The sequence below is a fragment of the Amycolatopsis sp. WGS_07 genome, assembly GCF_045278895.1.
In the GTDB taxonomy this organism is placed as follows: Bacteria; Actinomycetota; Actinomycetes; order Mycobacteriales; family Pseudonocardiaceae; genus Amycolatopsis.
Map to the genome: position 1 here is coordinate 6,788,872 of NZ_CP136053.1, position 12,040 is coordinate 6,800,911.

13 protein-coding genes are annotated in these 12,040 nt (G+C 69.6%); 6 read left to right on the forward strand and 7 right to left on the reverse strand.

Annotated features, from left to right (window positions below):
* Positions 1 to 101 precede the first annotated feature (101 nt).
* Both RPX00_RS31980 and RPX00_RS31985 read left to right on the forward strand, forming a co-directional pair.
* Complete coding sequence (locus tag RPX00_RS31980; protein ID WP_406630943.1) at positions 102 to 1,343, forward strand: MFS transporter; 1,242 nt, start codon at positions 102 to 104, stop codon at positions 1,341 to 1,343.
* Positions 1,343 to 1,540 (forward strand): MbtH family protein, encoded by a 198-nt coding sequence (locus tag RPX00_RS31985; RefSeq protein ID WP_406630944.1) that lies wholly within the window; start codon positions 1,343 to 1,345, stop codon positions 1,538 to 1,540. The genes RPX00_RS31980 and RPX00_RS31985 overlap by 1 nt, the downstream gene beginning before the upstream one ends.
* 240 nt (positions 1,541 to 1,780) lie before the next feature.
* On the opposite strand, the gene RPX00_RS31990 is transcribed toward RPX00_RS31985, so the two are convergent.
* Entirely contained in the window at positions 1,781 to 2,701 is a 921-nt protein-coding gene (locus tag RPX00_RS31990; RefSeq protein ID WP_406630945.1) for a S1 family peptidase, read from the reverse strand.
* Positions 2,702 to 3,281: 580 nt separating this feature from the next.
* Between RPX00_RS31990 and RPX00_RS31995 the strand changes: the two genes are divergently transcribed.
* Together RPX00_RS31995 and RPX00_RS32000 are read left to right on the forward strand one after the other, a co-directional pair.
* Entirely contained in the window at positions 3,282 to 3,977 is a 696-nt protein-coding gene (locus tag RPX00_RS31995) for a S1 family peptidase (RefSeq protein WP_406630946.1), read from the forward strand.
* 31 nt (positions 3,978 to 4,008) lie between these two features.
* Positions 4,009 to 4,545: a snapalysin family zinc-dependent metalloprotease gene (locus tag RPX00_RS32000; protein WP_406630947.1), complete on the forward strand. Its 537-nt coding sequence runs from the start codon at positions 4,009 to 4,011 to the stop codon at positions 4,543 to 4,545.
* Positions 4,546 to 4,596: 51 nt separating this feature from the next.
* Here the strand turns inward: RPX00_RS32000 and RPX00_RS32005 are convergent, their stop codons facing one another.
* The 6 genes from RPX00_RS32005 to RPX00_RS32030 all read right to left on the reverse strand — a co-directional run bounded on the left by RPX00_RS32005 (position 4,597) and on the right by RPX00_RS32030 (position 10,952).
* Positions 4,597 to 5,991 (reverse strand): family 2B encapsulin nanocompartment shell protein, encoded by a 1,395-nt coding sequence (locus RPX00_RS32005; protein ID WP_406643152.1) that lies wholly within the window; start codon positions 5,989 to 5,991, stop codon positions 4,597 to 4,599.
* Complete coding sequence (locus RPX00_RS32010) at positions 5,988 to 7,403, reverse strand: family 2B encapsulin nanocompartment shell protein (protein ID WP_406630948.1); 1,416 nt, start codon at positions 7,401 to 7,403, stop codon at positions 5,988 to 5,990. Before RPX00_RS32010 ends, RPX00_RS32005 begins: the two co-directional genes overlap by 4 nt.
* A 65-nt stretch (positions 7,404 to 7,468) precedes the next feature.
* Positions 7,469 to 8,572: a family 2 encapsulin nanocompartment cargo protein terpene cyclase gene (locus tag RPX00_RS32015; protein WP_406630949.1), complete on the reverse strand. Its 1,104-nt coding sequence runs from the start codon at positions 8,570 to 8,572 to the stop codon at positions 7,469 to 7,471.
* Positions 8,573 to 8,586: 14 nt separating this feature from the next.
* Positions 8,587 to 9,438 carry a geranyl diphosphate 2-C-methyltransferase gene (locus tag RPX00_RS32020; protein WP_406630950.1) on the reverse strand — a complete coding sequence of 284 codons (852 nt, stop codon included), beginning with the start codon at positions 9,436 to 9,438 and terminating at the stop codon, positions 8,587 to 8,589.
* Between the two features lie 369 nt (positions 9,439 to 9,807).
* A complete protein-coding gene (locus RPX00_RS32025) occupies positions 9,808 to 10,131 on the reverse strand; it encodes a DMT family transporter (protein ID WP_406630951.1) in 324 nt (107 codons plus the stop codon).
* A 2-nt stretch (positions 10,132 to 10,133) separates the two neighbouring features.
* Entirely contained in the window at positions 10,134 to 10,952 is an 819-nt protein-coding gene (locus tag RPX00_RS32030; RefSeq protein ID WP_406630952.1) for an aldo/keto reductase, read from the reverse strand.
* Between the two features lie 63 nt (positions 10,953 to 11,015).
* On the opposite strand from RPX00_RS32030, the gene RPX00_RS32035 reads away from it, so the two are divergent.
* Both RPX00_RS32035 and RPX00_RS32040 read left to right on the forward strand, forming a co-directional pair.
* Positions 11,016 to 11,603, forward strand: coding sequence for a TetR/AcrR family transcriptional regulator (locus RPX00_RS32035; RefSeq protein WP_406630953.1), 588 nt, complete (start codon positions 11,016 to 11,018; stop codon positions 11,601 to 11,603).
* 34 nt (positions 11,604 to 11,637) lie between these two features.
* Positions 11,638 to 12,021: a hypothetical protein gene (locus RPX00_RS32040; protein WP_406630954.1), complete on the forward strand. Its 384-nt coding sequence runs from the start codon at positions 11,638 to 11,640 to the stop codon at positions 12,019 to 12,021.
* Positions 12,022 to 12,040 lie beyond the last annotated feature (19 nt).

Below are 12,040 nucleotides of genomic sequence, written 5' to 3' on the forward strand. Positions count from 1 at the left end.
GGCGTGGCCGACAACCGCGATGCTCGGCCGCGACCCGGCAGCATCCCCTTCCGCAGCCACCCTCCCCGAGCAGCGCGGGGTGCCAGCAGGGGAGGCAGCGCATGAGCGGCATCACCGGCAACCGCGACTACCGGCTCCTCTGGACCGGTCAGGTCGTGTCCGAGGCCGGGTTCAGCACGACCACCATCGCCTTCCCCCTGCTGGTGCTGGCGCTCACCGGGTCGGCCGCGCAGTCCGGGCTGGTGCTCGGGGCCGTCGCCATCAGTCAGCTCGTCGCCGGGCTGCCGGCGGGGGCGCTGGCGGATCGCTGGCACCGCAAGCGGATCATGCTCGGCTGCGAAGCGGCCCAAGCCGTCGCGGCGGGCGGGCTGGTGCTCGCGTTGTACTCGGGCGTCGCGGAGGTCTGGATGCTCGTCGTGGTGGCCGTCGTGATGGGGTTGAGCCGGGCGTTGTTCGAACCGGCCGAGGAGGCGAGCCTGCCGCGGCTCGTGGCGGAGGAGCAGGTGCCTTCGGCGGTCGCGATGAACGCCGCGCGGACCAGCGCGGGGCAGCTGTCCGGGACCGCGCTCGGCGGGTTTCTCTTCGCGGTGGGGAGGGCGGTTCCGTTCCTCTTCGACGTGGTCGCGCATGTCTTCGCGTTCGTGTCGCTGCTGTTCGTCCGGTTGCCTGGGCATCCGGAGCGGGCCGGCCGTCCGCCGAGGCACCTCGGCCGCGAGATCGTCGAGGGGCTGCGCTGGGTGTGGACGCGGCCGCCGTTGCGGGCGACTGTCCTGTGCGTGGTCAGCCTGAATCTGTTCTTCTCCGCATATTACCTGGTGATCATCGTGCTGGCGACCGAGCGCGGGGTGCCGTCCGGGGAGATCGGCGTGATGGCCGCGATGCTGGGGGCGGGCGGGATTCTCGGGTCGCTGGCCGCGCCGTATCTGCATCGGTGGCTTAGTGCTTACTGGTTGGTCATCGGGGTGTTCTGGGCACTGACGGTGCTGACGCCGCTCGCCGTGTTCGTCCACAATGGATATTTGATGGGCGTGCTGTTCGCGGGGATCGCGTTTTTGCCGCCTGCGGCTAATACGGCTATCGCTACTTATCAGCTGCTGTCCACTCCGGACGAATTGCGGGGGCGGCTTGGCGGGGTGCTCGGGGTGACTGGCGGGCTGGCTGCGGCTGCCGGGCCCGCGTTGGGTGGGTGGCTGGTGGAGGTGTTGCCTGCGGTGACGGCGGTGCTGACGTGTACCGGGTCGATTGCCGCGGTCACGCTTTTGACGACGTTCAGCGGGACTCTGCGTGGTTTGCCTGCCGCGCCGAAGGTTCCGGAACTTGAGGAAACGAAGGGAGAGGTTTGATGGAGGACGACGCTGTGTTTCAGGTTTTGGTGAATGACGAGGAGCAGTACTCGTTGTGGCCCGCGGACAAGGAGGTTCCGGCGGGGTGGCGGCCGGACGGGGCGCGGGGGTCGCGGGAGGAGTGCATGCGGCATGTCGACGAGGTGTGGACGGATATGCGGCCTCGGTCGCTTCGGGAGCGGATGGCTGCGGAATGAGTTGTTGCGGGTGGGCACCCCGAAGCCCGATTGTGCTGACGGTCTGGTGGTGCTTGTCAAGGCGGGAAAGATGCCTTGACAAGCACCACCAGACCGCAGGGAGGCTTCGTATCGGGGTGCGGGGGAGGGGCTGGGTGCACCGATGAGTTGGGTGCATCGGCGGCGGGTTAGGGCTGTGAAGGACTCCTTGAGGGAATTAGATTCCCTCAAGGAGTCCTTCACAGGCGATCTCGGGAAAAATTACGGCAGGACGAGGCCGTACGCGCTGAGTGCTGCGGGTACTGGCTGGAAGAAGGTCTCGCCGCCGGAGGTGCAGTCGCCGCTGCCGCCGGAGGTGAGGCCCAGTGCGGTGGCTCCGTCGAACAGTGCGCCGCCGCTGTCGCCCGGTTCGGCGCAGACGGTGGTGTCGATCAGGCCGCTGACGCTGCCTTCCTGGTAGTTCACCGTGGCGTCCAGCGCGGTGACCTGGCCGTCGTGCACGCCGGTGGTCGAGCCGCTGCGGGTGACGGTTTCGCCGACGGTCGCTTCGCCCGCGGCGGTGATCTCTTGGCCGGTGTTGACGGCGCTGGGGGCGTCGACGCCGGAATCGTAGGTGGCGTAAGAGTAATCCGTGCCGGGGAAGTTGGCCCCGGCCGTGCTGGCGATGTGCTGCGAGTTGCCCTGGTCGGCCCACCAGTCGTTGGTGGCCACGCCGCAGTGCCCGGCGGTCAGGAGCGCGGGCTGGCCGCTCGAGGTGTGCACGTTGAAGCCCAGCGAGCACCGCAGGCCCTGGCCCCAGATCGCGTCGCCGCCGCTGATCAGCGGGCGCAGCTTGCCCTTCGTCTGAGCGAACCGGGCCTTGTCGCCGAAGCGGTGCACGGCGCTGGTCACCTGGGTCAGCTTGGCCCCGGAGACCGTCGAATCGGCGGTGACGAGCACCTGGCCGGTTCGCGGGTCGACCCGCCACGCGGTGCCGGGGACGCTGGCCGTGCGGGCGAGGTCCGCGGTGACGGCCTTCAGCTGGGACGCGCGGTACTTGACGAACTTCGGCGTCGCGCCCGCGGCGCGGACCTGGTCGGCGGCAGCCTGGTCGGTGACGGTGACCGTCAGCTGCTTACTGGCCTGGTCGTAGTACGAGCCGACGGTGCGGTCGCCGAGGGACTTCGCGATGCTGGCGGACATGGCGGTCGCGGCTCTCGCGTTCAGCGGCGCCGGGGAAGGCTGGGCAGCCGCGACGCCTGAGGCGGCGAAAACTGATCCAGCGGCCAGAACCGCCGCGGCGAAGGCGATACCGCCGCGTCCGCCGTGTCTTTGACTGAGTGCTGGGATCATGCACATCTCCGTTTCTTGCGAATAGGACGATGGCGCGCCGCGGTCAGCGAATGCGGCGCAATTTGCGAGTTTAGAGAAGCTCGGCAATCGCTTATACCCACGAAAGTTCCGAATCACGTTCGGTTTTGCTGCCCAGTGACGTCCGCCGTCCGCTCAACGGAAGTCCGTATCCGATCCATTAGCGGCTCGTTGAACTGCGCGGACACCGAACTCGAACGCCTTATTCGGCGTTCGGTTCATCCCGGTAATCGAGGTTCGTGCCGCCCCGCACGGTTCGGCTCCCTCCTTTCGACGGTGTTCGGACTCCGGCGGCCCTGGGACTCTGTGGTTTCCGGCGTGGGCCCGGCGCCCACGAAAGTTGTCCCCCGGCCGCAGATCAGGCCGAACTCTCCCGCGGTCGGCGGGATGGGTTGCGATGGAAGGGAAAGCGATGCGGAAAATAATGCTGGCGGTGATGGGCGCGGCGGCTCTGCTGTTCGGGGTCGCCGCACCGGCGGTCGCGGCGCAGCCGGCCATCATCGGAGGCGGCGACGCCACCGAAACGTACTCGTTCATGGTGTCGCTGGACAACGGCTGCGGCGGCAGCCTGGTCGCGCCGCAGTGGATCATCACGGCGCACCACTGCGGCTACGCCTCGACGGCGCGGATCGGCGCCATCGACATCAACGCGGGCGAGGTCGGCCAGATCGACAACGTGACCACCAACCCGGGCACCGATCTCACCATGATGCACCTGAGCCAGCCCGCCCAGTCGGCTCCGGTCGCGATGGCGCAGAGCAACCCGGCGCCGGGCACGAGCGCGCGGCTGCTCGGCTGGGGCTGCACGAGCTGGCCGAACTGCCAGACGGCGCAGACCCTGCAGCAGATCGACCTGCAGGTGCTCGACAGCGGCGACTGCGCGGCGGGCGGCGGCGGAGCGGGCGACGTCTGCATTTCCGGCGACTACGGGCATTCCGCGTGCCACGGCGATTCGGGCGGGCCCGCGATCGTCGGCACCACCGGGAACTGGACGCTGGTCGGCGAAACCCACGGCCCCGGCGACAACGGCGGCGAATGCGCCACCAGCACGCTCTACACCGGCATCGCCCAGTACTCGTCGTGGATCCAGCAGCAGATCGGAAGCTGACCCGGAAACCCTCGTGCGGAGAGGAAAAACCATGACCCTGCAACGCTTTGCCCGGCTGGCCGCCGGAGCGGCCGCCGCGGTCGTGCTGCCGCTGGCCGGAGCCGGCACCGCCGCCGCGGCCCCGCTGGACGCGGTGGAACTATACTACGACGCCAGCGGTTTGCCCGACTACCAGGCCGAAGCCACCCAGGCCGCGGCGAACTGGAACACCTCGGTGCACAACGTCCACCTCAACAGCGGCGGCGCCGCGACCATCATCCTGCACGAAACCACCGGCGGCGGTTCCTACACCACGACCGACGGGCACGGCAGCGGCGACATCTACATCGACACCCAGCAGGTCGCCGAGGGCAACGACCCGACGAGGATCATCGCCCACGAGATCGGCCACAACCTCGGTCTTCCCGACCACTACGAGGGCCCGTGCTCGGAACTGATGTCCGGCCACGGCCCGGGGATCTCGTGCAAGAACGCGATGCCCGACGCTCAGGAATCGGCACAGGTGGAAGCCAACTTCGCCAACGGCTTCGCGACGGTCCGCCTTCCCGAGAAGCACGTCTACCGCTGATCCGACGATGCTCGCCGGAAGCGCACGGCTTCCGGCGAGCACCGCCGTGCTTCAGGAGCGGGCGACCTCGACGTCGTCGAGGATCCCCAGCGCGTCGGGCACGAGCACCGCGACGGAGTGGTAAGCACTGACCAAATAGGACGACACCGCGCGGTCGCTGATGCCCATGAACCGCACGTTCACTCCCGGCCGGTATTCGTCGGCGAGGGATTTCGGCCGCAATCCGATGACGCCCGCGTCGTCTTCCCCGGTGCGCATCGCGAGCACCGAAGTGGTGCCCGCCTCGGTGACCGGGATTTTGTCGCAGGGCAGGATCGGGACGCCGCGCCACGCGGTGACGCGTTTCCCGTCGACCACGACCGGCTCCGGGTAAATGCCCGCCCGCGTGCATTCGCGCCCGATCGCGGCGATCGCCCGCGGATGGGCGAGGAACAGCCGCGTTTTGCGCCGCCGGCACAGCAGTTCGTCCAGATCGCCGGGCGTCGGCGGACCGGTGCGCGTGGTGATCCGGGATTTCAGGTCGGCATTGTGCAGCAGGCCGAAATCCGGGTTGTTGACCAGTTCGTGTTCCTGCCGTTCCCGCAGCGCTTCCACGGTGAGCCGCATTTGCTGCTCGAACTGGTTCATCGGGTCGTTGTACAGATCGGTGACGCGGTTGTGCACCCGCAGAACCGTTTGCGCCACCGAGAGGTCGTACTCGCGCGGCGAGGGTTCGTAGTCGACGTACGTGCCGGCGAGGACCGGTTCGCCGTCGTGGCCCGCGGACAGGTCGATTTCCGCCTCGCCCTTGTGGTTCTGCGGTTTCCGCGGCCGGGACGCGACCTGGGCGACGTGCGCGCGCAGCGAGTCGAGCCTGCCGTTGAGCCGGGCGTACGAGCCCGCCGGCAGCACCATGGCGACCACCCTGGTCGCGGCACGGGCGGTGAACCCCCAGGCCGCGTCGCCCCCGGCGAGCAGCTCGCCGCCGAAGTGGTCGCCGTCGGTGGAGGTGCCGAGGTGGGTTTCCGCCCCGTACTCCCCGGGGCGGTGCCGGGTGACCTTCCCGTGGACGACGAGGACGAGCTGGTCCAGCGCGTCGCCGGCGGACACGAGCGTGCTGCCCGCTTCGTACTCGCGCTGTTCGAACGCGTCGGCCAGCGCGCCGAGCGCCGTTTCGTCGGCGAACCCGCGCAGCAGCTCCAGTTCGCCGAGTTCGGCGGGGACGACCTGCACCCGCGCGCCGGTCTGGAAGAAGCTCACCTTGCCGTCGCCGACGGTGTAGGTGAGCCGCCGGTTGACCCGGTAGCTGCCGCCGGGCACCTCGACCCACGGCAGCTGCGAGAGCAGCCACCGCGGGGTGATCGAGCGCATCTGCGGCAGCGTCTTGGTCGTCGTGGCGAGGGTGCGGGCCGCCTTGACGCCGAGGGAAAGCTGCTGCTCTTCTTGCGTGATCGGCACCGGGCTCAGCCCTCCCGGCCGATTTCGGCGGCTTCCAGCACGGCGAGGGCGTCGGGCACGAGCACGGCGGCGGAGTAGTAGGCCGAAACCAGGTAGGACAGGATGGCCTGCTCGCTGATGCCCATGAACCGGACGTTCAGGCCCGGCTGGTACTCGTCGGGCAGCCCGGTCTGGTGCAGCCCGACCACGCCCTGGGCCTGTTCGCCGGTGCGCATCAGCAGGACCGAGCTGGTGCGGGTCTCGGTGACCGGGATCTTGTTGCACGGCAGGATCGGCACGCCGCGCCACGACGGCACCTGGTGCCCGCCGAGGTCGACCGAGCCCGGGTAGATCCCCGCCTTGCTGCATTCCCGCCCGAACGCGGCGATCGTCTTCGGGTGCGCGAGGAAGAACCCGGGGTCCTTCCACACCAGCGAAAGCAGCTCGTCGAAGTCGTCCGGCGTCGGCGGGCCGGTGCGGGTGGGCACCCGCTGCTCGAAGTCGGCGTTGTTCAGCAGGCCGAAGTCGGGGTTGTTGACCAGCTCGTGCTCTTGCCGCTCCCGCAGCGCCTCGACGGTGAGCCGCAACTGCTGCTCGGTCTGGTTCATCGGCTCGCTGTAGAGGTCGGCGACCCGGCTGTGCACCCGCAGCACGGTCTGCGCGACGCTCAGCTCGTACTCGCGCGGCGAGGTGTCGTAGTCGACAAAGGTACCGGGCAGCTGCGGTTCGCCGTCGTGCCCGGCGGACAGGGCGATCTCGGCTTCGCCGTGTTCGTTGCGTGCCGCGGATCCGCCCTCGATAAAGGCATCGAGATGCGCGCGCAACGCGTCGGAGCGGTTCAGCACGCCTTCGAATTCCTGGCGCGACAACACGAGCACCGTCACGGAGGTGACCGCCTTCGCGGTGAACTCCCAGATCGCGTCCGAACTGGTGAGCGCGTTCTCGCCGAAGTAATCGCCGTCCACGAGCGTGCCGAGCACGGTCTGGTCGCCGTACGCGCCGACGCCCGCCTTCGTGATCTTGCCGTGCGCGACGAGGAACACCTGGTCGGCCCGGCTGCCGAACTCGGCCAGCACGTCGCCCGGCTGGTACTCGCGCTGTTCGAACCGCCCGGCCAGTTCGGCGAGCACCTCCTCGTCGTCGAAACCGCGCAGCGCCGCCAGTTCCCCGAGTTCGGGCGGGATGACCCGGACCTCGGACCCGCTGGTCACGAACGTGACCCGGCCGTCGCCGACGGTGTAGCTGAGCCGCCGGTTGACGCGGTAGGTGCCCGCGGACACCTCGACCCACGGCAGCACCTTCAGCAGCCACCGCGAGCTGATGCCCTGCATCTGCGGCACGGACTTCGTGGTCGTGGCCAGTTGCCGCGCCGCTGCCCGGCCTAGGCTCAAGGGTTCGTGGTCCTCCACGTCCGCGGAGTCGACCGGATCGGTGACAGTCACAGCGAAACCACCTTGTCTGGGGAAGCGTGTGTGGGAAGGCTTGTCTCGGAATCAGGAGTGCGGGATCAGGACCGGTAGCGCGGGTTCGTGGCGTGCCATTCGAAGCCGCCGCCCATCCAGTCGCGGACGCCGGCGAGGAAGCGCTGCAGTTCCGGCGACGGGATCGAGAGCAGGGCGCGGTGCCCCTCCTCGAACTCGCGCACGATCCGGTTGTGCAGCGCGACGGTGGCCTCGACCGCCTCGGAGACCGGGCAGTTCCGGTCGGCGGCGATCTGGAGCACCATGTTGCAGACCGGGTTCTCGTCGGCGGCGTCCTTGGCCACCGAATGGAGGTCGTTGACCAGCACGGTCGCGGTGCCCGCGCGCATCATCGCCTCCCGCACGCGCGGGTCGTAGTAGAACGGGGCGGGCAGTTCGTACCCGCCGACCGCGTCGATGAGGGTCATCGAGGTGTAGAAGCTGTCGTGCTGGCGGGCGGCCAGGTACTCCCACGCCGGGGGATAGCGGCCGGTGTGGCGCCACGCGGCGTAGGCGTCCCAGCTGACGAACATCGCGAAGGTCGAATAGCAGACCCGCTGGACCACCACCGGCGAACCGTGCCTGCCGAGATGGTCGACCGCGGAGCGGAACCCGACCCGGATCGGATCGGCCGCCAGCGCCTCCTCGAGCGGCGCGGTGAACTCGCCCGCCGGAGCGACCGGGTCCATCGCGGGCATGACCAGCGCCAGCCGCGGCGGGAGCTTGGTCGGCGAGGCGCCGAGGGAACTGTCGTCGGCGTAGTAGTCGTCGGCGGCCCACCACACCGCGTTGAGCTGAGCGGCGATCAGCAGCCGGTCAGGATCGTCGCAGTCGGGGTGGGCGAGCATCACGAGCCTGCCGAGCGTGGCCCGCGCGATCTGGTCCAGCCCCTCGCCCTCGAACCCGCACTCGGCCGCCCACTCGACCAGCCGCCGGTCGACTTCGGCGGCGAGCGCTTCGTTCTCCCGCCGCACCGCCGGGCAGTACAGCGGCGACGCGCTGCCGTCGCCCCATTCCCGCTCCGCGTACGCCGGATCGTGCCCGCCGGCAGGCGCGAACTGCTCGGCGATCCGGGCCGCGGAGGTGCCGAGCCCGAGCGGCCCGCTCAGCCAGCCGGTCGGGCACGCGAGGTCCGCTGCGGTTCCGGACATGACGGCGGCCCCGCTCAGACGCGGTCGGCGGCGATGAGCAGGTACTGGAAGCTGCCCTCGCGATAGGCGGTCAGGAACGGCTGCTCGATCCCGGTCGCCACGGACGACTGCTCCCGCAGCTCCCAGTAGGGGATCGTCGCCGCGGTCAGGTCCACGACGTTGATCGGCACGAACCCGTTGGCGGCGAGCGCGGCGAAATAATCGCTGCGGGCGTGGATATTGCAGATGTAATGCTGGTCGATCTGGCTCACCGCGCGCGAACGGCCGCCGGTCAGGTCGTTGTAGCATCCGGTGATCGTGACGAATCGCCCGCCCGGCCGCAGCTGCCGCGCGTGTTCGGCGAACAGTTCGCGCAGATCCACGTACATCGTGCTTTCGTTGTTCCAGATTCCGGCGAAATCGCCGCTTTCGAATCCGGTGTCCAGCATGTTCCGCAGATGGAATTGCACCGCGCCGTCTATTCCGCGCAGCCGGGCCTGTTCGTTGGCGAATTCGACCTGCTGCTCGGAAATGGAGATCCCGTCCACCCGGGCGCCGAACCGCTGGTGCGCCTGCACGCTCGTGCCGCCGCGCCCGCAGCCCGCGTCGAGCAGCCGGTCGGTCGGCTTGATCGGGGCGAGGTGCTGCAGCAGGAATTCCGACTGCGCGGTCTCCAGCCGGTGCATTTCGGCGATGATCGCCTCGTCGCGGCTGTCCCCGCGACCGTCCAGAACGGACGGATCGTAGTCGCCGATCCCGTAGTGGTGGTGGTAAAGCCCGTCGACGTCGCCGAGGCGCAGGTTCACCGGGTCCTTTTCGGCGTTCCAGTAGTCGGCGACCGACTGCTGATACGCGGTGCGGGCAACCGGACGGGCAACAGATGTCATGACGAACTCCCTTTTCGGGTCGCAATTCCCGATCTGCACGCGGCGAACTGCGCCGGCGCGCCCCGGGCTGGGCCGGAGCGGCCGGCTTTTCCTCGATCCGGGACCGAGGCTAGCGAGGATTCTTTTGCCCGGACAAGACGATTCGCGGTAATTCACTCGCGGGCTGGCGGGCCCGCGATTCCGTGCCTCTTCTGGCCTAGGAGGACACTCGTGCGGGGTGTTCGCGCGCCGGTCCCCGGGGCACGATCGATGCCGCCGGAGACACGAGCGGATGACGGCGCGCAACAGGCTGTGGACGGCCCTGGCGTACGGGTGACGCCCGATGGGCCGAAGCGGTTCCGGAGCACGGAACCCGGGGCGGCCCGGCACTCACGCGGTGCGCGAGGTCAGCTGGAGAAGAACGACACCTCCCACGATCAGCGCCAGTGCGAGGATTCGCGGGAGGCTGACGGGTTCGTGCAGCCAGAAGATGCCGACGACAGCCGTGCCGACCGCGCCGATTCCGACGAACACCGCGTACGCCGTCCCGACCGGAACGGTTTTCATGCCGAGGTTCAGCACGTATAGGACGAGGACGGTGAGCGCTCCGCAGATCAGCGTCGGCACGAGCCTGGTGAAGCCGTCGGTGAGGCGAATGCTGTGCGCCCAGGCGATTTCGAGCAGCCCGGCCGCGACCACGGCGATCCAGCCCATCGCTAGATCTCGTCGAGCGCGGTGCGGACCTCGGACGGCAGGGCGAGGTCTCGGGCGGCGACGAGGTCGGCGAGGTGCGCCGGGTTGCTCGTGCCGGGGATGACCACGACGTTGTCGGCGAGGTCCAGGAGCCAGGCGAGAGCCAGCGTCGCCGCCGGAACCCCCAGCTGCCGTGCGGGTTCGGCCAGCGGAGAAGCGTCTCCGGCGAGTGCCCCGTTGCCGAGCGGGCGGAACGCCAGATACGGGATTCCGGCGGCGGTGGTGGCGTCCAGGACGTCGCGTCCGCCGGAGTGTCCGACGTGGTACTCGTTCTCGACGGACGCGATCGGCGTGATCGCGCGGGCCTGGTTCAGCAAGTCGACCGTGACGTTCGAGACGCCGACGTGCTCAAGCAGTCCTTCGTCGCGCAGTTCGGCGAGGGCACCGACGGTGTCCGCCCACGGGACGGTGCTGTCCGGCATGAATCTGGCGTGCACCAACGGAAGCCGTTCGACGCCGAGCTGCGCGAGATTGTCCCGGACGGCCGCCTTGACCGCGTCCGGCGCGGCATCGGCGGCGAACCCGCCGTCCGGGGTGCGGCGCGCGCCGACCTTGGTGGCGATCAGCAGGTCGTCCGGGTAGGGCCGGAGCGCCTCGGCAAGCAGGCGGTTGGCGACCTCGGGCCCGTAGTAGCCGGACGTGTCGATCAGCCGGATCCCCGCGTCGACGGCGGCGCGGACAGCTGCCTTGGCCCGCTCCGGATCGGCGGGCTCGCCCATCGCTTTCGGCCCGGCGAGCTGCATGGTCCCGTATCCGATCCGGCCGGCGGTCTCGAGTGGCATGGTTCTCCCCATCCGTTCATGTGGACACTGTGTCCACTTACGACCGTACTCGATCCGGACATAATGTCCAGATACAGTGACGGGGTGAACAGCGAACCAGTCACCGAGCGAGCGGACGCCGCGGCGAACCGGCGGCGGATCCTGGCCGCGGCCGAGGAGCTGTTCGCCACGCGCGGCCCGGACATCACGATGGGCGACCTGGCCGCCGCGGCGGGGGTCGGCCGCGGCACGCTGTACCGGCGCTACGAGAGCGTCGCCGCGGTGGCGGTCGCGCTGCTGGACGAACACGAACGCCGCCTGCAGGAGGCAATGCTGTCCGGCCCGCCGCCGCTCGGTCCGGGAGCCGCGCCCCGGGAACGGCTGATCGCGTTCTACGACGCGATGATCGATCTGCTGGAACAGCACCTGCCCCTGGCCCTCGGCGCGGAGACCGGAGCGCGGCGGTATCAGACCGGTGCGTACGGGTTTTGGCGCGTTTTCGTGGCGACGCAGGTGCGCGAATCCGGATTGCGCGACGACGCGTTGCCGGATGTGCTGCTGGCTCCGTTGGCGCCTGATCTGTATCAGAACCAGCGGCACGAGCGGGGGCTGTCGGTGGCGGCGGTGAAGAAGGCGCTGCATCGGCTGGCGTACGCGTTGCCGTCGGACTAAGCCGGGCGCTGGCCGGGCGGAGTAGATTCGCCGGATGAGCAGCGGCACGCCGATGCGGATCGGCTGGATCTGCCTCGCGGCGGTCAGCGCCGGGATCCTGGGGTTCGGGATCGTGGTGCTCGTCGCGCCGCCCGCCGGGGACGCGCCGCTCTACCGCGCCGACGCGCTCGCCACCGCTGGGCTCGGGCTGTTCGGCGGGCTGACCGCGGCGATCCCGTTCCGCGCGGGGGAGCGGTGGGCGTGGTGGGCGCTCTGGTTCTATCCCGTGTTCTGGCTGGCGCATCTGGTGTTCCGGCTGCCGCCGGGGACGGACCGGGTGCATCAGGCGGTGTTCCTGGCGCTGTCGGCGGCGGGGTTGCTGGTGCCGGTGCGGGCGTTCTTCCGCGCTTCGGCCGAAGGACACCACGCTCGCCGGTGAGCCGGTGATCCGGTGCCCG